29 protein-coding genes, 1 tRNA gene, 2 pseudogenes and 1 riboswitch are annotated in these 25,116 nt (G+C 62.6%); of the genes and pseudogenes, 13 read left to right on the top strand and 19 right to left on the bottom strand.

Annotated elements, in window-relative coordinates; all coding sequences use genetic code 11:
• Nucleotides 1-227: 227 nt before the first annotated feature.
• The 4 genes and pseudogenes from EN859_RS26095 to EN859_RS26080 all read right to left on the bottom strand — a co-directional run.
• Nucleotides 228-428 (bottom strand): annotated as a pseudogene (locus EN859_RS26095) (hypothetical protein); the annotation flags it as partial.
• Nucleotides 404-1,186 carry an SDR family oxidoreductase gene (locus EN859_RS26090; RefSeq protein ID WP_127855563.1) on the bottom strand — a complete coding sequence of 261 codons (783 nt, stop codon included), beginning with the start codon at nt 1,184-1,186 and terminating at the stop codon, nt 404-406. The pseudogene EN859_RS26095 and the gene EN859_RS26090, both read right to left, overlap by 25 nt.
• A gap of 29 nt (nt 1,187-1,215) precedes the next feature.
• Entirely contained in the window at nt 1,216-1,815 is a 600-nt protein-coding gene (locus EN859_RS26085) for a hypothetical protein (RefSeq protein WP_127855564.1), read from the bottom strand.
• A gap of 142 nt (nt 1,816-1,957) precedes the next feature.
• Entirely contained in the window at nt 1,958-2,146 is a 189-nt protein-coding gene (locus EN859_RS26080; protein ID WP_127855565.1) for a hypothetical protein, read from the bottom strand.
• 316 nt (nt 2,147-2,462) lie between these two features.
• On the opposite strand from EN859_RS26080, the gene EN859_RS26075 reads away from it, so the two are divergent.
• Nucleotides 2,463-2,897, top strand: coding sequence for a hypothetical protein (locus tag EN859_RS26075; RefSeq protein WP_127855566.1), 435 nt, complete (start codon nt 2,463-2,465; stop codon nt 2,895-2,897).
• Nucleotides 2,898-2,942: 45 nt separating this feature from the next.
• On the opposite strand, the gene EN859_RS26070 is transcribed toward EN859_RS26075, so the two are convergent.
• The 3 genes and pseudogenes from EN859_RS26070 to EN859_RS26060 all read right to left on the bottom strand — a co-directional run bounded on the left by EN859_RS26070 (nt 2,943) and on the right by EN859_RS26060 (nt 3,951).
• Entirely contained in the window at nt 2,943-3,179 is a 237-nt protein-coding gene (locus EN859_RS26070) for a DUF378 domain-containing protein (RefSeq protein WP_127855567.1), read from the bottom strand.
• Between the two features lie 115 nt (nt 3,180-3,294).
• A pseudogene (locus EN859_RS26065) lies at nt 3,295-3,616 on the bottom strand (phosphoglycolate phosphatase); the annotation flags it as partial.
• Between the two features lie 50 nt (nt 3,617-3,666).
• Nucleotides 3,667-3,951, bottom strand: coding sequence for an acylphosphatase (locus EN859_RS26060; RefSeq protein ID WP_127855568.1), 285 nt, complete (start codon nt 3,949-3,951; stop codon nt 3,667-3,669).
• 194 nt (nt 3,952-4,145) lie between these two features.
• Between EN859_RS26060 and EN859_RS26055 the strand changes: the two genes are divergently transcribed.
• Both EN859_RS26055 and EN859_RS26050 read left to right on the top strand, forming a co-directional pair.
• Nucleotides 4,146-4,958: a hypothetical protein gene (locus EN859_RS26055; protein WP_127855569.1), complete on the top strand. Its 813-nt coding sequence runs from the start codon at nt 4,146-4,148 to the stop codon at nt 4,956-4,958.
• Nucleotides 4,951-5,703 (top strand): metallophosphoesterase, encoded by a 753-nt coding sequence (locus EN859_RS26050; RefSeq protein WP_127855570.1) that lies wholly within the window; start codon nt 4,951-4,953, stop codon nt 5,701-5,703. The genes EN859_RS26055 and EN859_RS26050 overlap by 8 nt, the downstream gene beginning before the upstream one ends.
• Nucleotides 5,704-5,720: 17 nt before the next feature.
• On the opposite strand, the gene EN859_RS26045 is transcribed toward EN859_RS26050, so the two are convergent.
• Together EN859_RS26045 and EN859_RS26040 are read right to left on the bottom strand one after the other, a co-directional pair.
• Complete coding sequence (locus tag EN859_RS26045; protein ID WP_127855571.1) at nt 5,721-6,911, bottom strand: NADH-quinone oxidoreductase subunit D; 1,191 nt, start codon at nt 6,909-6,911, stop codon at nt 5,721-5,723.
• A gap of 76 nt (nt 6,912-6,987) precedes the next feature.
• Nucleotides 6,988-7,398, bottom strand: a complete 411-nt coding sequence (locus EN859_RS26040; protein ID WP_127855572.1) for a hypothetical protein — start codon at nt 7,396-7,398, stop codon at nt 6,988-6,990.
• Between the two features lie 224 nt (nt 7,399-7,622).
• Here EN859_RS26040 and EN859_RS26035 point away from each other — a divergent pair, with 224 nt between their 5' ends.
• The gene (locus EN859_RS26035; protein ID WP_127855573.1) at nt 7,623-8,060 is read left to right on the top strand and encodes a CBS domain-containing protein; all 438 of its coding nucleotides are present in this window, start codon (nt 7,623-7,625) and stop codon (nt 8,058-8,060) included.
• Between the two features lie 29 nt (nt 8,061-8,089).
• Here EN859_RS26035 and EN859_RS26030 read toward each other — a convergent pair whose 3' ends face one another.
• The 8 genes from EN859_RS26030 to EN859_RS25995 form a co-directional block, all read right to left on the bottom strand.
• Nucleotides 8,090-8,860: an SDR family oxidoreductase gene (locus EN859_RS26030; protein ID WP_127855574.1), complete on the bottom strand. Its 771-nt coding sequence runs from the start codon at nt 8,858-8,860 to the stop codon at nt 8,090-8,092.
• Nucleotides 8,861-9,048: 188 nt separating this feature from the next.
• A complete protein-coding gene (locus EN859_RS26025) occupies nt 9,049-9,705 on the bottom strand; it encodes a HupE/UreJ family protein (protein WP_210237724.1) in 657 nt (218 codons plus the stop codon).
• Between the two features lie 44 nt (nt 9,706-9,749).
• Nucleotides 9,750-10,295 (bottom strand): hypothetical protein, encoded by a 546-nt coding sequence (locus tag EN859_RS26020; protein ID WP_127855575.1) that lies wholly within the window; start codon nt 10,293-10,295, stop codon nt 9,750-9,752.
• Nucleotides 10,296-10,297: 2 nt separating this feature from the next.
• Nucleotides 10,298-11,506 carry an agmatinase family protein gene (locus tag EN859_RS26015; RefSeq protein WP_127855576.1) on the bottom strand — a complete coding sequence of 403 codons (1,209 nt, stop codon included), beginning with the start codon at nt 11,504-11,506 and terminating at the stop codon, nt 10,298-10,300.
• 11 nt (nt 11,507-11,517) lie between these two features.
• Nucleotides 11,518-12,327 (bottom strand): ABC transporter ATP-binding protein, encoded by an 810-nt coding sequence (locus EN859_RS26010; RefSeq protein WP_127855577.1) that lies wholly within the window; start codon nt 12,325-12,327, stop codon nt 11,518-11,520.
• The gene (locus EN859_RS26005) at nt 12,324-13,208 is read right to left on the bottom strand and encodes an ABC transporter permease (protein WP_245525706.1); all 885 of its coding nucleotides are present in this window, start codon (nt 13,206-13,208) and stop codon (nt 12,324-12,326) included. The genes EN859_RS26010 and EN859_RS26005 overlap by 4 nt, the downstream gene beginning before the upstream one ends.
• A gap of 141 nt (nt 13,209-13,349) precedes the next feature.
• Nucleotides 13,350-14,414, bottom strand: coding sequence for a putative urea ABC transporter substrate-binding protein (locus tag EN859_RS26000; RefSeq protein WP_127855578.1), 1,065 nt, complete (start codon nt 14,412-14,414; stop codon nt 13,350-13,352).
• A gap of 99 nt (nt 14,415-14,513) precedes the next feature.
• Nucleotides 14,514-14,629: riboswitch (guanidine-I (ykkC/yxkD leader) on the bottom strand.
• Between the two features lie 155 nt (nt 14,630-14,784).
• Nucleotides 14,785-14,874, bottom strand: a tRNA-Ser gene (locus EN859_RS25995).
• A gap of 392 nt (nt 14,875-15,266) precedes the next feature.
• Between EN859_RS25995 and EN859_RS25990 the strand changes: the two genes are divergently transcribed.
• The 3 genes from EN859_RS25990 (at nt 15,267) to EN859_RS25980 (ending at nt 17,750) form a co-directional block, all read left to right on the top strand.
• A complete protein-coding gene (locus EN859_RS25990) occupies nt 15,267-15,983 on the top strand; it encodes a hypothetical protein (protein WP_127855579.1) in 717 nt (238 codons plus the stop codon).
• Between the two features lie 150 nt (nt 15,984-16,133).
• A complete protein-coding gene (locus tag EN859_RS25985) occupies nt 16,134-16,460 on the top strand; it encodes a hypothetical protein (RefSeq protein WP_127855580.1) in 327 nt (108 codons plus the stop codon).
• Between the two features lie 300 nt (nt 16,461-16,760).
• A complete protein-coding gene (locus EN859_RS25980; RefSeq protein WP_127855581.1) occupies nt 16,761-17,750 on the top strand; it encodes a BMP family ABC transporter substrate-binding protein in 990 nt (329 codons plus the stop codon).
• 76 nt (nt 17,751-17,826) lie between these two features.
• On the opposite strand, the gene EN859_RS25975 is transcribed toward EN859_RS25980, so the two are convergent.
• Entirely contained in the window at nt 17,827-18,267 is a 441-nt protein-coding gene (locus EN859_RS25975) for a hypothetical protein (protein ID WP_127855582.1), read from the bottom strand.
• Between the two features lie 126 nt (nt 18,268-18,393).
• Nucleotides 18,394-18,603 carry a SlyX family protein gene (locus EN859_RS25970; RefSeq protein ID WP_127855583.1) on the bottom strand — a complete coding sequence of 70 codons (210 nt, stop codon included), beginning with the start codon at nt 18,601-18,603 and terminating at the stop codon, nt 18,394-18,396.
• A gap of 199 nt (nt 18,604-18,802) precedes the next feature.
• Between EN859_RS25970 and EN859_RS25965 the strand changes: the two genes are divergently transcribed.
• The 6 genes from EN859_RS25965 (at nt 18,803) to deoA (ending at nt 25,110) form a co-directional block, all read left to right on the top strand.
• Nucleotides 18,803-20,335 (top strand): ABC transporter ATP-binding protein, encoded by a 1,533-nt coding sequence (locus EN859_RS25965; RefSeq protein ID WP_127855584.1) that lies wholly within the window; start codon nt 18,803-18,805, stop codon nt 20,333-20,335.
• On the top strand, nt 20,332-21,471 hold the full coding sequence (locus tag EN859_RS25960) for an ABC transporter permease (RefSeq protein WP_127855585.1): 1,140 nt from the start codon (nt 20,332-20,334) through the stop codon (nt 21,469-21,471). The genes EN859_RS25965 and EN859_RS25960 overlap by 4 nt, the downstream gene beginning before the upstream one ends.
• 1 nt (nt 21,472) lies before the next feature.
• Complete coding sequence (locus tag EN859_RS25955; protein WP_127855586.1) at nt 21,473-22,444, top strand: ABC transporter permease; 972 nt, start codon at nt 21,473-21,475, stop codon at nt 22,442-22,444.
• Nucleotides 22,445-22,563: 119 nt separating this feature from the next.
• Nucleotides 22,564-22,956, top strand: a complete 393-nt coding sequence (gene cdd / locus EN859_RS25950; protein WP_127855587.1) for a cytidine deaminase — start codon at nt 22,564-22,566, stop codon at nt 22,954-22,956.
• A 13-nt stretch (nt 22,957-22,969) separates the two neighbouring features.
• Nucleotides 22,970-23,791 (top strand): purine-nucleoside phosphorylase, encoded by an 822-nt coding sequence (locus EN859_RS25945; RefSeq protein WP_127855588.1) that lies wholly within the window; start codon nt 22,970-22,972, stop codon nt 23,789-23,791.
• A complete protein-coding gene (gene deoA / locus EN859_RS25940) occupies nt 23,791-25,110 on the top strand; it encodes a thymidine phosphorylase (RefSeq protein WP_127855627.1) in 1,320 nt (439 codons plus the stop codon). Before EN859_RS25945 ends, deoA begins: the two co-directional genes overlap by 1 nt.
• The last annotated feature ends 6 nt before the right edge of the window (nt 25,111-25,116 follow it).

Raw genomic sequence — 25,116 nt, 5'->3', positions numbered from 1 at the left:
CGGTAACCGGTCCGCACAGCAACCCGCTGGCCAAACGCGGCACAATTCGCGGGCAGATTGATGTTCATGCGGCGTTCACGGCCTGGGTCGTTCTAAGCGACAGCAAAGCTCTCCCTGGCCGCCAACTGCCATCTGGGCGCGTGGGAGCGGATATTCCAAACGTTAGATACGAGGTCAAAACCACCCGTTGGCGTCGGTCTTCCTACCTGTCCTCGATAAGAAGGCGCCTGCGACAGGAGATCGTCGGTATATTCGGCCTGATGGCAGCGGTGGAAGGCGCCGACGCCGATATGGGCCATGCCTGGGGCAAGTGCCGCCCGGTCATAGGATGGTGCACGCACGGAGGCCGGAAGCCGGCTAAGCAACGCCGGGCCAAGCGTTTCGGGCGATGCGGAAGCAGGGGTCACCGGTTCGCCCCTACGACCCATTGCTCCTGGTCGATGAGGGCACCGGTCATCGGCCCAGAAGCGTCGGAGAGCAGGAAGACGGCGAGATTTGCCACTTCGTCCGCCGCCAGCAAGCGGCCGAAAGGCTGCGAGGCATTTGCCGCGTCGATCCAGCCCGGACCATGTCCGAGCGTCTCGGCCTGCATGATGCGTTCGGCCGGCGTGTCGGTCCAGCCGACGTTGATGCCGTTGACGCGGATGCGGTCGAAGCGATGTGCGTTCGCCGCGTTGCGGGTAAGCGTAGCGAGCGCGCCCTTGGTGGCGGAATAGACGGCGAGTTCTGGCGAACCGCAATGCGCATTGATCGACAGGATGTTGACGATGGCGCCGCCCTGACCTTGCTTGCGCATTTCCGCGATGGCCGCCTGCATGAGGAAGAACGGCGCGCGTGCGTTGACGGCGAAAAGGGCCGCCCAATCGTCGAGGCTTGCGTCGAGGAACGAGGCGCGGTTGGTCAGGCCGGCGGCGTTGACCAGCGCATCGATGCGACCGAAACGGCTGACGCATTCCTCGACCAGCCGTGCCGGCGCCATGGCATCCGCCAGATCGGCGGCGATGAATGTGGCCGGCGTGCCCATCTCGGAAAGTAATGCCGCGACAGCGTTGCCGCGCACTGGCTCGCGGCCGGTGATCAGCAGGCCGCCGGCGCCGGAACGCGCAAGCGTCTCGGCGATAGCGCGACCGATGCCTTGCGTCGCACCGGTGACCAGCACCACCTTGTTGTCTAGCCGAAGCTCCATTCCTCTTCCCGGAACAAAGTTTCTATTTTCTAGAATATGGAATGCCAATTCTCGGGCTTATTGAGGTCGCGAATTTCTTTCATGCGGGACTCTCGCGAAGGCATGGTCCAGCTTGGCGCCAATGCGACTAGCTTTTTGCGAATGGATGACATGCGCTTCGGCCGTGAGGCGGTAAGGCCCGTTATTCCTGCCGAGCGCATGTGATGCCCAATGGAGGTGCGCACGCTCGTCATCGGATAGATGTGCGAATTTCGCCAGCCGTGGGCGATTGCGAACGTCTCCACAATTTTCGCATGTTCTCCTGTGCTGGAGTTTGCGGACCAATCAGGATTGCGGTGGACAAATGTTCCCCTGCTCTGCGGACGGCATTCATCGAATAAGCGAGCTGTGGGGAAGGCGCTCATAAAGGTTTTTCCGGCTGATTCGTGCCACATATAGTAGAGAACAAACAGCAAACATACAATACAAGTTGTTGTGCCACTGAGCTGGGCCGGAACCGCATAAAGGATAGGGTCTCCTCCTGAGCTTACATCTTGGCCAAGTACTACGCCGCAACTGCAGGAAGCACCCAGGGCGGCAGCACGGCGAGCGTCGCGCCGGCCATTCACCAGCCCGTGGTCGAGCCTCAATCGCAGGTTCCGCCAGCGTTTTGGCGTGAGGCCTCGGAGATGCTGAGGAAAAATGAACCGCAAAGCGTATCTGGCGCCTGATAGCCGCGCTTGCTGACCGGCGTTGTCGGGTTCGCGGCTAGCGATCGCGCCGGCCAGGTGCTCAAGGATGACGATCGCCGGCGGTTGAGATGGAGTGCTTGGGCGGCACGTCGTTTTCATCCGGATTGGGCACCGGGTCTTCGTCCGGAAGCCTGTCCGGCTCCGGCTCACGCATGGGCTTCGGTTCAGGAATTGGCGGTGGCGTAGGCACCGGATTTGGCGTTGGGTCGGGATTGGGAAGAATGGCCATGGTGTGATCTCCTTCCGCTCGGCTGCCTTGCCGTGTCGACATCGGCCGATGTTGACGCGACCCGTTTTCGACCTGGGTTTCGCTCTATGGCTGATGCGGGCAGAACGACCGCGCTCGCCTAAGGTTCCGACGTGATCTTGTCCGAACCTGACAGCAACCGGCCCGATGCTCGACATAGACATAAGAGCCGGCGCCATCAGCAAAGCGTGATGGAATGATCCGTTGCGCAGTGCATACGGGCCTTGTCGACGCTCATGGAGCGCCATAGTTTTCTTCATAGGGCTGGGCGAATTCACCTGCTGAATAGGAGGCGGCCGTGAAGCATCAGACACTTGACCAACTACATGTCGTTGCCGACGTTCATGCCGAGGCGACAGATCTCATATCATCCCGGAGCCATCGTCTCGAACGCTGGGCAAAGCTTCTAGAACAGAATCCCGACAGGCGTCTCGAGGCGCTTACGGGCACAGAATACAAACCTGCCGACATACGCGAGAAAATGCGCAGCGCCGGCTCACCGATCACAGTTGCCTTCGAGGATCCGATCTTTCGCGCACAGGGCTTGAAAGATGACACCTACGGTGAGGCCAAACGCTTCTTCGAACTGAGCGATTGGCAGTTGCACGAAATCGTCTGCCATTGCCATGTCGGCGCCATGCTGCCGGCGCGATGGGCAGCAACGCGCGTGCGTGCGGCAATATCCGGAAAGTCAGGGTTCTTCGCCTGGCTGAGGGAGACTTTCCTGCATTGACGCCAAGGCTGGGAGGCGGTGGAATGGTTCCACCGCCTCAAGCCATCATTGGTGACGGATATGCCTCTCGGCAGCTATCTCGCCTTCGGTGAAGCTCGACACCATCGGCATCAGCTGCCAGAGTGCGGACAGACCCACGATCACATACGCGACACGGGCTGCAATAGTGCCTGCGCCACCGAAGATTCCGGCGGCAACATCATAGCCCGCGAGCCCGACGGACAGCCAGTTCAGCCCGCCGAGGATGATCAGGATCAGAGTAATGATGTTCATGGCACGCATTTGAGCCTCCATTTGAGCTATCAACTCAGAGGGCGAACGCTGGTTGCATATCCGGGTTCCGTTACGTCCGCAAATTGTGAACGCACCGACCAGTATACCTCAGATAAGTCCGGATTCAACCAGCAGGTGCGGTGTAGCGGCGATGCACGAATTCCGCGATGGCGGCTCGGCTTTCGCCCGCGTCAAGGCTGGCGTCCTCCTCGATACCGGCGGCCTCGTTGGCGAGTTCATTGTCCTTGATCTGATTGCGGAACCAGGCGGAATAGTCGCCCGCGCGCAAATGATGCTCCCAGGTACGGTCGTCTATCCCCTCGGCGATATGAAGGGAACATCATCAGATTCTGAGCTTTCAGGTTGAGCGCGCCGTCAGCGCCGCGGAAATAGAAACTGTTGTCGCCGAGATCACCCTCGGCATATTTGCGGATGTGACGCTTGCGTTTGTTCCCCGGTGACCGAAGGCAGGTGACCGAAGACAGGGGATCACGGGTCAGCCGATGATCCTGAATCCGTCCGGCTTCTGGCCGGGGTCGATGTCCTGGGATGTCACGCTTGCGACCGATGCCCCGATCGGCCCTTTCCACAACCGGGTCATCATCGTCGAAACCGCACTCCCGGCGCCGACGATCAGCGCCGTTACAGATCCGTCATCTTCGTTGCGGACCCATCCGGCAAGGCCGAGCTTTTCGGCCTCGGTCTGTGTCCATATGCGAAAGGAGACGCCTTGCACCCTTCCGGTGATGTTCACCCGTATCGCCTTGCGCGCATCCTCCATGATCACCCTCCATCAGGCGGTTCTCCCGCATCTTAAACTCGCCAGCGACGGGAAGGCTCCGCCCTCGGACTTCTTGTCCTTCCGGCAAAACGATGCGTTGCGCAATGTCGGCAGGCGGCAACGGGAACCATGCGGTGGTGTCTTTGTTAAGGACGGACAACTGCAGGTTTGCGGGGCCTCGGAGCCACGGTTTCATGACCAACGATCCTACATCGGAAGGCGCCATCCCGGCATCCGTTCCGACGATCAATCCAAAAGCAGCGCCGACGCTCCAGTATGCTGAAGCGGAGGTCTTCTACACCGAGGCGATCCGCGAACTCGCCGCGACGGACATCCCCTTTCTTGTTGCCGGCACCTACGCCTTGGCCGCTTATACGGGCGTCACACGGCAGACGAAGGATCTCGACGTTTTCTGCAAGGCCGGCGACTACGCCCGCATCCTCGCGCATTTCAAGCAGGCCGGCTATACGGTCGAGGTCGAGGACGACCGATGGCTTGGGAAGGTCTTCAAGGGCACGCACTTCTTTGATGTCATATTCGCTTCAGCCAACGGCACCATGCCTGTCACCGACGGGTGGCTGGAGCATGCCCGGCAAATCGAGCTCCTGGGCAGCCAAGTAAGGATCATCGGTCCGACAGAGCTAATCTGGTCCAAATGCTTCATCCAGGACCGAGGCCGCCACGACGGCGCCGACATCGCTCACACCATCCTCAAGGTGCAAGATCAGATCGACTGGCACCGGCTGCTTTCCTACCTGGAAGTGCACTGGGAGATGCTGCTGATGCATATCCTGAATTTCCGATGGATCTATCCGAGCGAGCGCGATCGTGTTCCCGCCTGGCTGCTCGACGAACTTCTCGACAGGCTCGCAAAGCAAAGGGAGCTGCCTGCTCCCCGGATGAAAATCTGCCGCGGACGGCTGCTTTCGCAGACCGACTACGAGATCGACGTCAAGGAATGGGGCTTTGCCGGCGTCGGCGGAGCGGGAGAGTTTCGCGATGGTTGAGGAGGGCAAAGCAGGCACGGCAAGGACCGGGAGCGACGGTGCCGTCAGGATTGCGGCTGTCGGCGACCTGCATGTGAGGGAAGACGCCCAAGGCGCCTGTCGCGATCTCTTCGCCGAGGTCTCGCGCGAAGCGGACATCTTCGTGCTCGCCGGGGATCTCACCAATCTCGGCAAGCCCCATGAAGCCGAAATCCTTGCCGAGGATTTGCGTGCCTGCGCGATCCCGGTTGTCGCCGTGCTCGGCAACCACGATTATGAATCCGGTGCGGTCGACGACGTTATCGCCATACTTCGGCAGGCCGGCATCCATCTCCTCGACGGCCAAACGGCGGAAATCAGGGATATCGGCTTTGTCGGAGTGAAGGGATTCATAGGCGGTTTTGGACCACGCATGCTCGGCTCCTTCGGCGAGCCGGCGATCAAGGCCATGGTCGCCGAAAGCATCAGCGAGTCGATGCGGCTCGAGAACGCGATGCGGCAGGTCCGCACCGCACGTACGCTCGTCGTCCTACACTACGCTCCGATAGTCGAGACGGTCGCTGGCGAGCCGTTGGAGATTTTTCCATTTCTGGGCTCGTCGCGCCTGGCCGAGACGATCGATCGTTTCCAGGTCAGCGCGGTCGTGCATGGCCATGCGCATCGCGGTGTCTATGAAGGCCGCACGCCGGGCGGCGCCCCGGTGTACAACGTCGCCATGCACGTGACGAAGCCGACCGGCCGACCCTACGCCCTGCTTGAAATCTGACTCGCTCTCGGTCAGCGTCAGCGGTCGATCTCGCCGAACACGATATCAAGCGAGCCGATGATCGCGGCGACATCGGCGATCATGTGCCCCCGGGACATAAAATCCATCGCCTGCAAGTGGGCAAAGGACGGCGCGCGTATCTTGCATCGATAGGGAGTATTGCTGCCGTTCGAAACCAGATAGACGCCGAATTCCCCCTTTGGCGCCTCGACGGCGGCGTAGACCTCTCCGGCGGGGACACGAACACCCTCGGTATAGAGTTTGAAATGGTGGATGGTCGCTTCCATCGAGCGCTTCATCGTCGCGCGCGACGGCGGCGTGATCTTCTGGTTCGGAATTGCCACCGGCCCCTGGCCTTCCGGCGACCGCAATTTCTCCAGGCATTGCCTCATGATGCGCACCGACTGGCGCATTTCCTCCATGCGCACGAGATAGCGGTCATAGCAGTCGCCGTTCTTGCCGATCGGAATGTCGAAATCCATCTCGGGGTAACATTCGTACGGCTGTGCCTTGCGCAAATCCCATGGCGCCCCCGATCCGCGCACCATGGGGCCGGAGAAGCCCCAGGCCCACGCGTCATCGAGGCCGATCACGCCGACATCGACATTGCGCTGCTTGAAGATGCGGTTCTCGGTGAGCAGGTCCTCGAGGTTATCACAGACCTTGAGGAACGGGTCGCAGAAATCCCAGATGTCGTCCAGAAGCTTCGGCGGCAGGTCCTGATGCACGCCGCCAACCCTGAAATAATTCGCATGCATGCGGGCGCCGGAGGCGCGCTCGTAGAAAACCATGAGCTTCTCGCGCTCCGCAAAACCCCAAAGCGGCGGTGTCAGTGCGCCAATATCCATGGCCTGTGTCGTGACATTGAGGAGATGCGACAGGAGTCGGCCGATTTCGCAAAAGAGGACACGGATGAGCTGTCCGCGCCTGGGAACCGATATTTTGAGCAGCCTCTCTGCGGCGAGGCAGAACGCGTGCTCCTGGTTCATCGGTGCCACGTAGTCGAGCCGGTCGAAATAGGGCAAAGCCTGCAGATAATTCTTGTACTCGATGAGTTTTTCCGTGCCGCGGTGGAGTAGACCGATATGGGGATCGGCGCGGTCGACGATCTCGCCGTCCAGTTCGAGCACCAGCCGCAGGACGCCGTGAGCAGAAGGGTGCTGCGGTCCGAAGTTGAGGGTAAAGTTGCGAACGGCGGTTTCGACCATGTTAGCCCTCCGCGCTACGGCGGTTTCGCTTTCTTCATGGCCGAGCCGGGTGGTCGGCCACGCCTCGAACCGCCGATCACGTCGTTGTCTGGATGATCAGCGTCAGGATGCCATCGCCATCGATGTTGGCTGCGACAACCTGCGAGGAGTTGAGCCCGTTCGCCCTCAGCGCCGATAGCGCTTGTGGCGACGCATCGATCGAACTTTGCAGGCGAAGCAGATCTTCGGCGCTGGTCTGGGTGATCACGGCCTCCGCTTGTGCCTTGACCTCGGCGGGCAGGTCCTCGACGGCGACGATCGCCACGCTTGTGAAATTCTGACCGGTGAAACCTTGATCAGGCTGGGCTTGATCAGGCTGGGTCTGGTCCGGCAGAGGTTCCTGTGCCGGGGGCACCATTTGAGGAAGCTGCGGGCCGGTGGTTTGCGCGTGGATCGGCGGCGCCAGCGCCAGTCCCGAAAGGGCGGCAATTGTCATCAGCATGCGCATGATCTTTCCTTTCCGTTTTGCTCAAGGAGGATCATCTCGTGCCCACACAACCACTATGCCGAACTATGGTTCCCGGCCATCACGGATGTGGCCATTCGCGAAGCTGCAGCACGATGGCGCAAAGTTCTTCAGCGAGAGCCCGGCTGGTCGAAAGATGGAACGTTTCCGACAGGCATTCATTCTTCCTTGATCCGGCGGGGAGCGCGCAAATCAGGGAGAAGATCATGAGAGTTGGTGATTGCATGACGCAGAATGTCCGGATCGCAAGCCCGGATCACACCTTACTGGACGCGGCACGGACCATGGCCGAACTCGATGCCGGTGTTCTGCCCGTCGCTGAGAACAATCAGCTGGTCGGAATGATCACTGACCGTGACATCGCCGTTCGCGGCGTCGCGGAGGGCAGAGGTCCGGACACCAAGATCCGGGATGTGATGAGCGCGGAGGTGAAATACTGCTTCGACGACCAGGAAGTAAACGATGTGCTTCAGAACATGGGCGACCTCAAGCTGCGGCGAATGCCGGTCATGAACCGCGACCGGCGGCTGGTCGGCATCGTGTCGCTGGGCGATCTCGCCGCGAATGGCGAGGCGGCCTGGGCAGGCGAAGCGCTGGGCGGCATTTCACGGCCAGGCGGTGAGCATTCGCAAACGGCGCACTGACGGGCCTTCTTCGCCCGCTCGCGCAATCATCACATGCGGGCGGACATTCCGCCATCAACGGTTAGGACATGCCCGTTAACGAAGGAAGCCGCGTCGCTGGCAAGGAATAGTGCGGCGCCCGCGATTTCCTCCGGCAACCCCCAACGCTGCAGTGGAACCCGCTGGCGGGCGAAGGCAAGCACGTCGGGATTTTCAGCCAACGCGGCATTGGTCTCGGTTGCGAACATTCCCGGAGCAATGGCATTGCTCGTCACCCCGTGCACGCCATACTCGACGGCCATGCTGCGCATCAGGCCGGTCAATCCCTGCTTGGCGACGGGATAGACGGCATCGCCGGGAAGCGCCATCTCGCCGACGATCGAGGTGACGGCGATCAACCGGCCATGACCTCGCGCCTTCATGATTTCCGCCGCATCACGCGAGAGCGAGATCGCCGACAGCAGATCCGTCCGGATCAGGTTCAGGATCTCGTCATCGCCGAACGCGGCAAGCGGCCTCCTGTCGCGGGCGCCGACATTGTTGACGAGGATATCGAGCCGGCCGCGAGTGCCGCGGATATCCGCGACCACGGCGCGGCCCGCATTGATGTCCGCTACGTCGAAGGCGGCCGCCTGCGCACTCCCGCCGCCCTTGCCGATTGCGGCGACGGCAGCGTCGAGTGTTGCGGCGGTGCGTCCGGTCACAACCACATGGGCTCCGGCCTCGGCAAAGGCGCGTGCAATCTCGAAGCCGAGCCCACGCCCGCCTCCGGTGATCAGCGCCACACGTCCTTGCAAGGAAAATCTGTCGAGTATGCCCATGCCAAGCGGCCCTCTATTTAGCATGGCAGCGATGATGCCGATCCCATGCGGGAGTTCGCCGGGCGGACGCGATCAGAGCCGCTCAGCCCGGACCTTCAGGATGTGGTACAACATCTTTCGAATGCGCCGCCACACTGTCAACCGCCTGAGCATGCCTTCGCCTCCTGCTCGTCGCCAATGTGTTCCGTTCAGATAAATTGTGCCGCCAGCGCAACGCCGACCAGCGACGTGCCGAACCCTGCCGTGCGGATGGCTGTCGGCCAGCGCCGAAACGTCAAGGCGGCGAGAGCGCCGGTGGCGTGCAGAACTGACGTGCTGGCCACGAAACCGATCGCGTAGGCGAAGCCGCTGGCCATCTCGGGAATCTCAAGCCCGTGGGCGTTGCCGTGGAAGAGGGCGAAGAGGGCCGTCAGCGAGGCGGTGACGGCAAGAGGCAAAGGTCTGGCGAGGGCCATCATGGCGCCAAAGGCCATCAGTGACAGAGCAATGCCGGACTCCAGCGACGGCAAGCCGATACCGGTGATGCCGAGCAGGGCCCCGGCGATCATCGCCAAGACGAAGCACGACGGCACGACGATGATGAATCTGCCGCCAGTTCGGGCGGCGACAATGCCGACAGCCATCATCGCAAGCAGATGGTCGATACCGGCCAGCGGATGTTGGAGGCCGCTCATAAGGCCGTGAACATGGAAACCATCGTCATGGGCGAAGGCCAATGACGGTTTGAGGACCACTGTGACTGCAAGCGCAGCTGCCGGGGCAAGCCTGGTGAAGGCTGCCGGGGCAAGCCTGGTGAAGGCTGCCGGGGCAAATGTGGCGAAGAGTGAAAGCGTTTTGTTCATCATTCTGGACCTGTCTGAGAGGAGTGCGATCTGTTTAGATTCGGTGCTCATTGTCCGGATCCTGGCATCGTGATCTGCGTGGCCCCGGATCTGTCGGCCAGAAGTCGCGCTTCGCCAAAGTCGAGAGGCCTTTGCCCGGTGCCATCATGGTAGACGAAGGCAAGCCGGCGCCGGCGCGAGGTCAGTTTCGCGGGCAGCGGGTGATAGGTCACGCCGGCGCCGCCGATCAGCGGCATGACAGAGCCGACGTCGACCATGTCCTGCGTCTCGACGCGCAGAAGATGCAGCCGCAAGCCGTCGGTGGTTTCGCCGACGAACGGAATTCCTGCGAGGCGCAGGAAGCTGGAGGGGTCGGGCGCTCGCGAAAACCCTTCGAGAAAGGCGGTTTCGACGAGATCGAGATCCGTCGTGCGCGGGTCGGTGGGTTTGTGGCTGTGATCGTGCGGCAGATGCGGTGTCTGCCATTGCAACGGCTTGCCCGCCGGCCCGTTATGGCCGACAGGATGGGGATGGTGACCATTCGGCCCGTGATGGTGGTCGTCGCTGTGGTCATCGCTGTGGTCATGGCCGTAGTGATGATGGTCATCGTGCATGGTCAAAAACTCGTCGGCTTGTCGATGATGGATTTGTGCTTGCCGAGAGTGCCGTGAGCGACCATCGAGCCCAGTGCCTCGACGACAACCCGCACCCCGAACAGCGCAGTGATGTCCGACGTGTCGTAGGGCGGCGACACTTCGACCACTTCCAGCCCGCAGATGCCGGGCGCCGAGACGAGCCCGAGCAGCTTCAGCGCCTCGCGCGGCAGGAAGCCGCCGGGCTCGGGCCAGCCGGTACCGGGTACGAAACCGCAGTCGACGCTGTCGACATCGAAGGAGATGTAGACCGCGTCTGCATCCTTCCATGCGAGCTCGAGGGCGATCTCCGCAGTCTTCTCCAGCCCCATCTGTTCGATATCGGAGATCGTCAGCACATTCGTGCCGCGCTTCCTCGCTTCGGCCACGCCGTAGCGAGGCACCTGCCAGCCGCCAATGCCAAGCTGCACCAGATTGGTGGCGGAGACGTTTGGCAGGTTGGTTGCCCAATACCAGGGCGTCGTGTGCATGCGCTCGTCGAGATCCTTTTCCTGGATGTCGATGTGGCGGTCGAAATGGATGATGCCGATGCGCTTCGAGGTCACGTCGGCGATGCCGCGCACGCAAGGAAATCCGATCGAATGGTCGCCACCGAGCATGATCGGCAACGCACCCGACGAGGCGACATGGCTGACGCCCTTGGTGATCTGGTCGAAGCTCTTTTCGAGATTGGCCGGGATAGTGAAGACGTCGCCGGCATCGCACAGCGTCATCTGCTCGCGCAGGTCGACGCCGAGCTCGTAATTGTATGGCGTGTAGAGCGCCGAGATGCGGCGGATGCCTTGCGGTCCGAAACGGGTTCCCGGCCGGTAGGTGGTGCCGCTGTCGAAGGGAATGCCCATCACGGCCGCATCATATCTGCCGACGTCGCGGACGTTCTCGACATAGGGGGCCTTCAAGAAGGTGTTGATGCCGGCGAAATGCGGCAGCTCGCCGCGCGCGAATGTCGGGATCGATTTGTCGATGATCGAATCCGATCCCGGCAGGCCCATGTCCAGCGCCCATTTCTGTTCCTTGCGCCAGCCGTCCTCGGGCAGCCTTCCTTCCGCCTCGATCGACTTCCAGCCCTGCATGTCGCGGATTTCGAAGTTCGGATGGTGGAAGCACTGGCGCGGCCGGCGGTCGAATAGCCCGGCGCGGCGATGCCGGCGTTCTGGAATGTCCCTATGCATAAAAACCTCCGTTACGACGCCGTCGTCGCGATTGCGCTATCCAGTCGGGTCGTCCCGACCATCGCGGCCACTTTGGCCACGTCTCGTGGGGAAGCCCGATTTTTGCGGTCGAGCTTCAGATCGTAGGTGATGGTCGCGCCATAGGCAGACGGGAACTGCGGGTCGTGGCGCACCTTGTCGAAGACAAGCACGCGAGTGCCGAGCTTGAAGGCCTCGCCGATGTCGTGGGTGACCATGACGACCGTCATGCCGTGTTCGGCCCAGAGCTCGGTGAGCAGCTCGTGCATCTCGAATCGAATGCCGGGATCGAGCGCACCGAACGGCTCGTCGAGAAGCAGGATCTGCGGCCGGCCGAGCAAGGTCTGCGCGATCGCCAGCCGCTGTTGCATGCCGCCCGAAAGCGAGGCTGGATAGAGGTCACGCGCATTGGTGAGCCCGACGCGTTCCAGCATGGCTTCGGCCTCTTGCCTGGCGCTTCTGCGCCTGGCGCCGAAGACGCGGCCAAATGGCCCGCCGGAACGAAAGTCCTCGACCAGCAGCAGGTTCTGGAGGGCGGTCAGATGCGGAAACACTGAATAGCGCTGGAAGACGATGCCGCGCTGCGGCGTCGGCTCCGGTACGATCGGCCGATCGCCGACGACGACCACGCCGCGGCTCTGCTGTTCCTGGCCGAGCAGGATGCGCAGGAACGTCGACTTTCCGCAGCCGCTGGCGCCGACCAGCGACAGGAACTCGCCGGGCTCGGCGGTGAGATTGACCCGCTCCAGCACGCGGGCATCGCCGTAGCTCTTCTCCAGCCCATGGACGACGATGCGGCTCATTTGCCTTGCACCGGATGAGCCCAGGGGGAGATGACGTGTGAAAGCCGCACGAGCAGCCAGTCGGTGGTCACGGCAAGCAGCGTGATCCAGCCGACGTAAGGCAGGATGACGTCCATCGACAGATAGCGGCGGACGAGGAAGATGCGATAACCCAGCCCCTCGGTGGAGGCGATGGCCTCCGCTGCGATCAGGAACAGCCATGCCGGCCCGAGCGCCAGCCGCACGCAGGTGATGAGGCGCGGCATGACCTGCGGCAGTACCAGCCTGAGAACCATGGTCCAGCTGTCGCCGCCGAGCGTCTGCGCCTTGGCGACGAGCTCCGGCGGCAGCTCCATCACCCGGTTGGCGATGTCGCGCACCATGACCGGCGCGACGCCGACGGCGATCAGCGTGATCTTGGCCGTTTCGCCGAGGCCAAGCGCGATGAACAGGATCGGCAGCAGCGCCAATGGCGGGATCACGCAGACGACGGTGACAAAGGGGAGCAAGAAAGCCCTGACGCGCGGGACGAAGCCGATGGCGACGCCGAGCGAAAGTGCCACGAGCGTGGCCACACCCACGCCCGCGAACAGCCTGACCAGGCTGGCATAGGTGTCGGCCCAAAGGATCAGGTCGCCGGAACGCTTGTCCGGAACCGTCGCCAGGTCAAAAAAGGCCGACCACATCTGCGCAGGGGAGGGCAACAGCTTGTCGCTGGGGTTGATGGCCAATCTCTGCGCAGAGGCGATCAGATAGGCGGCCGCCACGGTGGCGAACGGCAGAGCGCCAAGGAGCAGGGCTCCGCCTCGCGAGATCGTCGCGTTGATAAGGCGAAGCCGCACCCTCGGCCTGCGCCGGGACGGGCGAGCGGCTCCAGCGTCCGCCTCGGACACAGCCTGCATGGTGCCGGTTCCTCTGGCCAGCATATCGTGCGCCCGCGTCAGAGCTTGACCCACCCCGACAGCATCGGAATGGAGGCTCTATCTTCTTGTTTGACCATGATCTTTCTCCGAAAACCGGTTTCCACTTTTCCAGATCATGGTTCAGAGCGCTCCGGCCGCCGCCTGTGCCATATAGGCCGGATCGAAGCGCAGCTTGACGTTCTTGGCGTCGCCCAGCGTCGAACCACCAGGGAAGCTCATGCCGATCACATCGACGTTCGGCGCGTTGGTGCCGAGGATGCCGTGGCTGAACAGAAAGTTGCGGACGAGGTCCATCGTCTTTGGCAGTTCGGCGCCGTTGGTGAATTCGACCGCCTTGGCCGACTCGAAGAACATTGCCGTCGATGCAAGCTGCGCGTCAAAGCCGGCAAGATCCGTACCCGATGCCTTGGCCATCTCCTCCTTTGCCGCCTTGCCTTCGGGTGTGCCTGAGGTCATTAGCGCCATCGCTTCGTACCATGCACCGACAAGCGCCTTGCCCAAGGCCGGATTGTCTTTCAGCGTCTCGGTGTTGACGACCATCAGGTCGATGATCTCGCCGGGGACCTGGGCCGAATCGAACACCTTGTGGGCCCCGGGCATGGCGACGATTTCCGAGACCAGCGGATTCCAGGTGACGACGGATGTGACATCGCTGGTGCCGTAAGCGGCGACCATGTCGGCATCGGACGTGTTCACGACCGTGATGTCCTTCTCGGCGAGCCCGACCGTGTCCAGCGCGCGCGCCAGCAAGTAATGCGAGACCGAGAGCTCGACGAGATTGACCTTCTGGCCGGCAATGTCCTTGAGCGCGGCCTTGTCCTTGAGGATGACGGCATCATTGCCGTTGGAGAAATCGCCGACGATCAGCGCCGTCGTATCGACGCCGCCGCCGGCCGGGATCGACAGCGCGTCCATATTTGTCATCGAGCAGCCGTCAAAGCCGCCGGCCGTGTACTGGTTGATGCTCTCGACATAATCGTTGATGCGGGTGATCTCGACACTGATGCCGTATTTGTCGGCCCATTTCTTCATGATGCCGCTGGCGGAGAGATAGCCCCACGGCATCCAGCCGACATAGATCGACCAGCATATCTTGAAGTCTTTCTTGGGCGCCGCTTCCGCGGCCGGGATGTAGGGAAGGCTGAGTGACGCGGCTAGGATGATTGTGGCCAGCTTGCGAAGCATTGCATACCCCTGTTTGCAATCCGGATTGCGTCCGGACTTTTGTTGGGGTTCACGGGGCGCGCATCCGGGAGAGGTTCGCGCCAGCAAACCCGTGCAGGGTTCTCCCGGGATTTTGGCCCGCCGTGTTCCGCCGGATGCCTCAATGCACCCCTGGCGGTTGCGTCTCTCGGACCAGCACCGTGATCGACACGGCCGGAACCCTAGACGCTCTGCACCTCGGTAACAAAGCAAGGGCTATGCCAGTTCAGAGGGGCCGTCCCGAGGCCGTTTTTACTGGATTTGAAGGCAACCGTGGCACGCCGATGATGCAAAAATCATCGCAGCGCCGACAGATTAGGCAGCATTCATGCAGGCAGCTATCCTGATATGCTGGCGGAGAGAGCGGGATTCGAACCCGCGTTACGGTTTCCCGTAAACACACTTTCCAGGCGTGCGCCTTCAACCACTCGGCCACCTCTCCGTCCTTGCATGTCGCGCCGGCCGGTTTCGCCGCGCGGGTTGGGGAGATGCATCTCCCTTGGGAATTACGAGGCGGAATTTCCACACCACGGGCGCCGCCAACCAGCGGAAACCCTTCCCCGCACCTGAGCCGTCAAAGCAACAGGCGCGGGGCTCATCTAGTCGATCCGACGGCGAATGCCAAGTCATAACGGCATTCTATTCGGCCTATTCGGCTTGTCGGGCACGGATGGTTTTGCGATGCTGCCGGCGCGGCGCTTTCCGTGCAGCGGCTGTCGAATGATGTGCACAGGCAAGGCTGCAAACTCGGCGCGCTTGACTTCGGCACTGGCTGCCTGTCGAGTGGCTGCAGGCCCTGCGGGGGCCCAGGCTTTGCGGGGGCAATGTCCGGACATGACATCGAGCAACAATCAGCCGACCGGACAACAGCCGGCAGGACGGCCGGACAGCGGGCTGTCCTATGTGCCGGCGGCATGGCTCGCCTTCGTCATGGCCTTGTCGGTCTACAGCATGAGCTCAGCATGGCGGCTGTTTGGCGATTACGGCCTGCCCGACAGCGTCTACATTCTCGTCTATGGCGGGCTGGCTGCCGGCATCGTCACCATCCTGTGGGGGCTTTACCTGCTTGGCCTCGCTTTCAACCGCTCGGCGCGATTCCCGCGCCATTTCACCATCTGGCAGGTCGCTATCATCCTGTGGCTATCGGCACGGCAGGCCTATATCCTCGCTATGCCCGATTTCGTCTTCTCGGCAAGGGGATTGGCCGTTACCGCCGCGGAGATCGCCATCGGGCTGCTCTGCATCTACCTCCTGCGCCGCGGCTCGGGCGCCGAGATGGTCTACGCCAATCCGGAAACCGAGAGCCCACCGGTGCTGGTGTGCGTGATCGCTGCTTTGCTGGGGATCGTGCTGGGCGCTGCGATCGGCGCCTGCGCCGGGTTTTTCGCCGGCTCGCTAATCGCCGACGTTACCGATATGAGCTGCTTCGAGGGGGCCTGCGGCTATTTTGCGCTGTTCATCGGCCTGGCCGGGTTGGTTGTCGGCGCAATCGCCGGCGGCCTGTTCGCCGTCTGGCGCGTCAACAGGCGAAAAAGGAAGCCGGCAACATAGGCGCACCGATCGCAGGGCTTCAATTTCGCGTGTCACGATTGCGAACAAGGCGGGCACGCACTATTTCCCCGGTTCGAAACGCACCGGAAAAGGTCTAGGGGCAAGAAAAGTCTAGGGAAATTGCCCGTAAAATCCCTGGGGAGGGTCTGGATGTTCCGCTTCATCTTTCGTCTCGCGGCAATGATATCGCTTTCGGTTGCCGTCATCATGGCGGTGCTTGACGCGACACGATCGGTGGCGGCCTCGGCGCTGGTGATGACCCCGCTCAACACGAGCTGGCTCGCCGTATCGCCGGACACACGGGCGGCCTTCGAAAGCTTCGTTCGCGACAAGATCAACCCGCTGCTATGGGACGGCGCCATCGCGTGGGTGCTCGGTCAGCCCGGCTTCGCCGTGTTCCTGTTTCTTGCCTTCATCCTCTATGCGATCGGCTACAGGCGGCAGCGGTCCGTTGGACGGTTCGCACCGACCTTGTGATTATTGTTGATGGCCTTCCCGACCTATCGTTATTGCGGCCTGAAGGGCGCGGCGTTGCGTGCGCCATCCCGGCTGCCGTCTCCGCCTGAGGCCCTTGGCGACAGGAATTAGCTGTGGCGCCGGTGCGCGGCGCCATGCTTTTCCAAAAGGTCAAAATTCCGCGTGAATTTTGTTTCGGGCCGTGCCAGATTGGCTTGGAGCGGGAGGGGAATACACTCCTGCCTGACGTCGTATGCCTGCCGGTGAACCGGGCAAGCACGCGGCGCACAACGGAAAAATAACCGACAGGGTGTGGATCACATGAAACGTATCGTTCTCGGCCTCCTGGCCGCAACTGCAATGGTTCTTCCGGCCTTCGCCGCGGACATTCAGCCCGCCATTCTCTATGATCTCGGCGGCAAGTTCGACAAATCCTTCAATGAGGCGTCCTACAACGGCGCTGAAAAGTTCAAGACCGAAACCGGCATTGCTTATGTGGAGTTCGAAGTCAGCAACGCCACCCAGCGCGAACAGGCGCTGCGCAGGTTTGCCGAGGACGGCCGCAATCCGATCGTCATGGCGGGCTTTTCCTGGGCGGACGCGCTGGACAAGATCGCGGTGGAGTTTCCCGACACCAAATTCGCCATCATCGACATGGTCGTCGACAAGCCCAATGTCCGTTCCGTCGTCTACAAGGAGCAGGAAGGGTCCTACCTCGTCGGCGTGATGGCGGCGATGGCCTCGAAGACCAAGAAGGTTGGCTTCATCGGCGGCATGGACATTCCGCTGATCCGCAAGTTCGGCTGCGGCTATGTCGGTGGCGCCAAGTCGGCCGGCGCGACCGACGTCATCCAGAACATGACGGGCGACACGCCTGCCGCCTGGAACGACCCAGCCAAGGGCGGCGAGATCGCCAAGACGCAGATCGACCAGGGCGCCGACGTGATCTACGCGGCGGCCGGCGGCACCGGCGTCGGCGTGCTGCAGGCGGCCGCCGATTCGGGCAAGCTCGGCATCGGCGTCGATTCCAACCAGAACGGCCTGCAACCCGGCAAGGTGCTGACCTCGATGGTCAAGCGCGTCGACGTTGCCGTCTACAACACTTTCATGGATGCCAAGAACGACAAGTTCACCGGCGGCATCAACGATCTCGGCCTCAAGGAGGGCGGCGTCGACTACGCCATGGACGACAACAACAAGGCGCTTGTCGACGACGCGATGAAGGCAGCGGTGGAAAAGGCCAAGGCCGACATCATTGCGGGCACAGTGAAGGTGCACGACTATATGTCGGACAACGCCTGCCCCTATTGATCGGCAGCGATATCAAATCAAATTCGAACCGCCGGGTGAAAAACCCGGCGGTTTTGCTTTATGCCATGACGGCCGTTCAGGGCAGGAGGACGCCGTCGACCGACCACGTGCCGGCCAGATAGCCGAGCGCGAAGGCTGCCACCAGTGCAACGGCAATGACAGTTCCACGCCGGCCACCGCGGTTGTGCAGGCCGACGCCATATGGCGGGCGCTCCAGCCTGTGAATCACGGCGGGCGACTTCGCCTTGCCGTCGCCAACGTTACCGCCAACACTGGCAAGCCGCATCTGAGGCAGTTCGGCGATGCGCTGCGTGATCAGCTGCCAGCGGCTATCGATCGCGCCATCCGACGATCCGGCGCGATCGAAGACATGCATCCGTTCAGCCAGCCGCACCACCGCATCGCGGAAGACGGGGTCGATCTGCAGGTCGCGCTCGGCGCGCTCGCGTTCCCGGTCGTTCATCAGGCCGAACATGTAGTCGCCGGCCCGGGCGATGCGATCGCTTTCACTGGCCATGGCGTTGCTCCTCCTCCTCGCGCATGCCCGCGAAAATCGGAAATCGATTTTTCGCTGGGGATCATGCGCCATATCAAACACCACAACGTCCCTTGCGCGTTCAAAAGGACGCGCGGCGCTGCAGCCTCACCAGTGCGGCGGCTTGGTCACCGGCACATCCGGTGCTGCGTGTTCCTCCAGTGCCAGGAACCGGTCGGTGAGCGCATCGAGCTTGCGCTGCATGCGCTCGATCACCTTCCACTGATCGGCGATCTGGCCGGACAGTTCCTCGATGGTCTTTTCCTGCTCGGCGGCGCGGATTTCCAGCGTCGTCATCCGGTCGGCAGGCTCGGTCATTCAAAATCCTCAGGTGTTGCGCAGCGACCTGCAAGTGTGAAGCAGTGGCTTGCGAATGTGAAGATCTCGGCCACGTTCGAAATTGACAAGCGCGCGGCGATTTGTCGAGAGTGAACGCCGCTTCGGCCGATTGGCAGGGGCGGGGCTATCATGCTAGGCGTTTTGACCAAGCGATAAAAATAAGAGTGGGACAGGCTGCATGGCGCAAGCCGCAATCGAGCTGATCGGCATCAACAAGAGTTTTGGCGCGGTGCGCGCCAACCGCGACATCAATCTGGAAATCGCGCGCGGCACCATCCACGGCATCGTTGGCGAGAACGGCGCCGGCAAGTCGACGCTGATGTCGATCCTCTACGGCTTCTACCAGGCCGACAGCGGCGAGATCCATGTCGGCGGCCAGCCGGCGTCGATCAAGACGCCCAACGACGCGATCGCGCTCGGCATCGGCATGGTGCACCAGCACTTCATGCTGGTCGACAATTTCTCGGTGCTGGAAAACGTAATCCTTGGCGCCGAAAGCGATGCACTGCTGAAGAAGAGCATCGCCAAGGCGCGTTCCGAACTGGAGCGGCTCGAGCGCGAATACGGGCTCGAAGTCGATCCCGACGCGATCATCGAGGAGTTGCCGGTCGGCCTGCAGCAGCGTGTCGAGATCCTCAAGGCACTCTACCGCGGCGCCGAAATCCTGATCCTCGACGAGCCGACCGGCGTGCTCACCCCGGCCGAGGCCGACCACCTGTTCCGCATCCTCAAGCAGCTGAAGGAACAGGGCAAGACGGTGGTGCTGATCACCCACAAGCTGCGCGAGATCATGGCGATCACCGACACCGTCTCGGTGATGCGCCAAGGCACGATGGTGGCGACGCGCGAGACAAAGAAGACCACGGTTGGCGAGTTGGCCGAGCTGATGGTCGGGCGGCGTGTGCTGCTGAGGGTCGAAAAGGGCGAGGCCGAAGCCGGTGGCATCAAGCTCGCGGTCAAGAACCTGACGGTGAAGGATTCTCGCGGCGTCACCGTGGTCGACGACGTCTCCTTCGATTTGCGCGCCGGCGAGATCGTCGGCATCGCCGGCGTCGCCGGCAACGGGCAATCCGAATTGCTTGAGGCGATTTCCGGCATCAGGCATGCCGTTTCCGGTTCAGTCATGCTCGACGGCAAGCCGATCGACCTCACCGGGGCCGCGGATCCGGGCGAATTGCGTGAAAGAGGCCTCGCCCATGTACCGGAGGACCGTCATCATGTCGGCCTGGTGCTGGCCTTCGAGGAGAACGAGAACTCAATCCTTGGCTATCACGACGACGAACGCTACCTGAAGGGGCCGTTCCTCAACATCGATGCGATCCGCGACGACGCCAAGGACAAGATCACCAAATACGACATCCGCCCGGCCGATTGCCGGCTCAGGACGGCCAATTTTTCCGGCGGCAACCAGCAGAAGATCGTGCTGGCGCGGGAAATGGAACAGGATCCGGGCGTGCTGATCGTCGGCCAGCCGACGCGCGGCGTCGACGTCGGCGCCATAGAATTCATCCACAAACGCCTCATCGCCATGCGCGACCAGGGCAAGGCAGTGCTGGTGGTGTCGGTCGAACTCGACGAGATCCGTTCGCTCTCCGATCGCATCCTGGTGATGTTCGCCGGTCGCATCGTCGGCGAGCGCGGCCCGGAGGCAACCGAAGGCGAACTCGGCCTGCTGATGGCTGGTGTCGAGCATCAGGAGGCTGCGGAATGAGCACGCCTTATGCCAAGCTGCCCGGCTGGGCTGATTACGGGCTGATCCCGGTGATCAACCTTTTCGTTGCCTTCGTCGTTGCTGGCTTCGTCGTCATGCTGGTCGGAGAGAACCCGCTGCGTGCCGCCGCCATCCTTGTGGAGGGCGCTTTCGGCCGCGGCCAAGGCATCGCCTTCACGCTCTACTACGCCACCACCTTCATCTTCAGCGGCCTGTCGGTGGCGGTTGCCGTGCATTGCGGCCTGTTCAATATCGGCGGCGAGGGCCAGGGCTATATCGCCGGGCTCGGCATCGGCGTCGTCTGCCTAGCGTTCGACAGCGTGCTGCCGTGGTGGCTCACCTTTCCGCTGGCAATCATCGCCGCTGCGGCGATGGGCGCACTGTGGGCGCTGATCCCGGCCTATCTGCAGGCCAAGCGCGGCTCGCACATCGTTATCACCACCATCATGTTCAACTTCATTGCCGCCAGCGTCATGGTCTATATGCTGGTCGACGTCCTGAAGCCGGCCGGCTCGATGGCGCCGCAGACGCGCAACTTCCTCGAGGGCGGGCAACTGCCCAAGCTGAACTGGATCATCGAGCTGTTCGGCGCCAAGATACGCTCGGCGCCGCTCAACGTTACCTTCCTGCTGGCGCTGGTCATGGCCTTTTTGGTCTGGCTGCTGATCTGGCGCACCAAGCTCGGCTACGAAATGCGCACCTACGGCCACAGCCCTAAGGCGGCGCGCTATGCCGGCATCTCGGAAACCCGCATCATCATCATCGCCATGCTGATCTCCGGCGCGCTGGCAGGCATGATGGCGCTCAATCCGGTGATGGGCGACCAGCACAATGTCGCGCTCGATTTCGTCTCCGGCGCCGGCTTCGTCGGCATCGCGGTGGCGCTGATGGGGCGCTCGCATCCGGTCGGCATCGTGCTGGCGGCGATCCTGTTCGGCATGCTCTACCAGGGCGGCGCCGAGCTCGCCTTCGAGATGCCGGCGATCAGCCGCGACATGATCGTCATCATCCAGGGCCTGGTCATCCTGTTCGCCGGCGCGCTCGAGCACATGTTCCGGCCTCACATCCAGGCGCTGTTCGCTTCGATCAGCCCGAGAACTGTCGGCATCGAAGCGGTCAAGGGGAAGGGTGCCTGAGATGGATCTCTTCAACGCCATCGCGCAGACGCTGGACTCGACGATACGCCTGTCGGTGCCTTTGCTGCTCGCCTGCCTTGCAGGCCTCTACTCGGAGCGGGCCGGCATCTTCGACATTGGCCTCGAAGGCAAGATGCTGGTCGGCGCTTTCGCGGGTGCTGCCGCAGCATCTGTCTTCCATTCCGCCTATCTCGGCCTCGGCATGGCCATTCTCATTTCGGTTGCCTTCGCGCTGATCCATGGTTTTGCCTCGATCACCCACCGCGGCAACCAGATCGTTTCCGGCGTGGCGATCAATTTCATCGCCGCCGGATCGACCATCATCCTCGGCCAGGCGTGGTTCCAACAAGGAGGTCGCACGCCGGCGCTAGCGCCGGCCGAGCGGTTCGAGGCGATCATCTGGCCCGGCGCCGATGCGGTCAGGGGCGTGCCGATCCTCGGACCGATATATTCGGAACTCATTTCCGGCCATTCGGTTTTGGTCTATCTCGCCTTCCTGATGGTGCCGTTCACCTGGTGGGTGCTATTCCGCACCCGGTTCGGCCTGCGGTTGCGCGCCGTCGGCGAGAACCCGGCAGCCGTCGACACGGCCGGCATCTCGGTCGCCTGGCTGCGCTACCGGGCGCTGATCTGCACCGGTGTGCTCACCGGCGTTGCCGGCGCCTATCTGTCGATGGTGCAGAACGGCGGCTTCGTGAAGGACATGACCGCCGGCAAGGGCTATATCGCGCTTGCGGCGCTGATCTTCGCGAAATGGAAGCCGGTCAACGCGATGTTCGCCTGCCTGCTGTTCGGCTTCCTCGATGCGCTGGCGATCCGCCTGCAAGGCACGCCGTTGCCCTTGATCGGCAGGGTGCCGGTGCAGTTCATGCAGGCGCTGCCCTATGTCCTCACCGTCATCCTGCTTGCCGGCTTCATCGGCAAGGCAATCCCGCCGCGCGCCGGCGGCGTGCCCTACGTCAAGGAACGCTGAGCATGGCCCGAAAAGTGGAAGCCGATCTTCGGACCTGGCCATGCGAAAAGGAAAATATGAGCATGATCCCGAAAAGTGGAAGCCGGTTTTCGGACAAGATCATGCGAGAGAAAAACTAAATGTCGCATGATCTGTTTGAAGCGGCGAAAGCCGCCATGGCCAAGGCCTATGCGCCCTATTCGAAATTTCCGGTCGGTGCGGCGCTGCGCACCGAGGACGGCCGCGTCTTTGCCGGCGCCAACATCGAGGTCGCCTCCTATCCGGAAGGCTGGTGCGCCGAAACCACCGCGCTTGGCCAATACATCATGGGCGGCGGCGGCAAGATCACAGAGATCGCCGTGATCGCCGAGCGCATGGCGAAATGCTCGCCCTGCGGCGGCTGCCGGCAACGGCTGGCGGAATTCTGCCGGCCGGAAACCAAGCTTTATCTCTGCGACAATGGCGGGGTGGTCGAGACCGTGACCATGGGCGAGATGCTGCCATACGGCTTCCGGGGCGACATGTTGAAATGAAGAGCTGGTTGAAATGATGGAAAAGGCTCTGGATCATCTCGTCGAAAGGCTGGACGGGCTGGCGCCTGCCACAGCGCTGGTGCTGGGTTCGGGGCTTGGTGGTCTTGTCGACCAGGTCGAGAATGCGGTGCGCATTTCCTATGCCGAACTGCCGGGCTTTCCCAGAAGCGGCGTCACCGGCCATGCCGGCGAGGTGGTGGCCGGGCTTTTTGCCGGCACGCCGGTGCTGATGCTGTCCGGCCGCGCCCATTATTACGAGCACGGCAACGCGGCGGCGATGCGGCCAGCGCTGGAGGTGCTCGCCGGCATAGGCATAACCAAGCTGATCCTCACCAATGCCGCCGGCTCGGTCGATCCAGACATGGGACCGGGATCGGTGATGCTGATCACCGACCACATTAATTTCTCCGGCTCCAATCCGTTGATCGGCGAGCCGAGCGAGCGCCGCTTCGTCGGCCTGACCGAAGCCTATGATGCCGGCCTGCGTTCGGCGATCGAGAAGGCGGCGAAGGCGACCGGCACCAAGCTGCACAAGGGTGTCTATATGTGGTTCTCCGGACCATGCTTCGAGACGCCCGCCGAAATCCGCATGGCGCGCATCATCGGTGCGAACGCCGTCGGCATGTCGACCGTGCCGGAGGTCATTCTCGCCCGTTTCCTCGGCCTGCGCGTCGCCGCCTGCTCGGTGGTCACAAACCTTGCCGCAGGGATGACCGGGGCGGAGCTTTCGCACCAGGAGACGAAGGACATGGCGCCGATCGGCGGCGCGCGATTGGCGACGATCCTTAAGCGTGTGTTCCAGGACGGGCTACCCGAGAGTAAGGTCTCGGCTTGATACTTCCCCAGGAAATCATCCGCCGCAAGCGCGACGGCCACAGGCTGTCCGCGCAGGAAATAGCAGTCTTCATCGAGGGGCTGACCGCCGGCACCGTCTCGGACGGACAGGTCGGTGCCTTCGCCATGGCGGTGTTCTTCAGCGGCATGAGCCGCGACGAGGCGGTGGCGCTGACGCTTGCCATGCGCGATTCCGGCGACGTGCTCGACTGGTCGGACCTGCCCGGACCGGTCACCGACAAGCATTCGACCGGTGGCGTCGGCGACAATGTCTCGCTGATGCTGGCGCCGATCGTTGCCGCCTGCGGCGCCTATGTGCCGATGATTTCCGGCAGGGGCCTCGGCCATACCGGCGGCACGCTCGACAAGATGGATGCGATCCCCGGCTACATCAGCCAGCCCGATATTGCGCGCTTCCGCAAGACGGTTCTCGAAACCGGTTGCGCCATCATCGGCCAGACCGCCGATCTCGCGCCCGCCGACCGTAGGCTCTACGCTATCCGCGATGTGACGGGGACCGTCGAGTCAGTGTCGCTGATCACAGCTTCGATCCTGTCGAAGAAACTGGCCGCCGGCCTGCAGTCGCTGGTGCTCGACGTCAAGGTCGGCAACGGCGCCTTTATGGAGAAGTCGCGCGATGCAGCCGCGCTGGCGAGCAGCCTGGTCGAGATTGCCAATGGCGCCGGCCTAAAGGCCTCGGCGCTGGTCACCGGTATGAACGAGCCGCTGGCATCGGCGGCGGGCAATGCGGTCGAGGTGCGCAACGCGGTCGATTTCCTCACCGGCCGCTTCCGCGATAGGCGGCTGGAGGATGTGACGCTGGCACTGGCCGCCGAAATGCTACAGTTGGCAGGCCTGGCGGCGTCCAATCAGGACGGCATGCGGCGTGCTGCCGAGACGCTGGCCGGCGGCCGCGCCGCCGCCGTCTTCGCGCGCATGGTGGCGGCACTTGGCGGTCCCGCCGATTTCGTCGAGAAGCCAGAAAAATACCTGCCGAAGGTGGCGACGGAATTCACCGTCAAGGCGCCCGGCAACGGTTTCGTCACCGGCATCGCCACCCGCGACATCGGGCTCGCCGTCGTCGCGCTTGGTGGCGGGCGCACCCGGCCGGACGACAGCATCGATCATGCGGTCGGCATCACCCAGCTGTTGCCGGTCGGCGCGGAAGTACGGGCCGGCGAGGCGCTGGCGCTGGTCCATGCCCGCACGCTATCGGACGCAGAGGCGGCAGCCGCCACTGTGATTTCGGCCTATACGATCGGTGCTTCGAAACCGGCCGCGGAAAAAACCGTCATCCGGCGGATCCTGCCGCGCGGGTAACTGGCA

Origin of the sequence: Mesorhizobium sp. M00.F.Ca.ET.216.01.1.1, from assembly GCF_004010325.2 — a bacterium.
In the GTDB taxonomy this organism is placed as follows: domain Bacteria; phylum Pseudomonadota; class Alphaproteobacteria; order Rhizobiales; family Rhizobiaceae; genus Mesorhizobium.
This window is presented reverse-complemented; position numbering and strand designations above follow the sequence as displayed.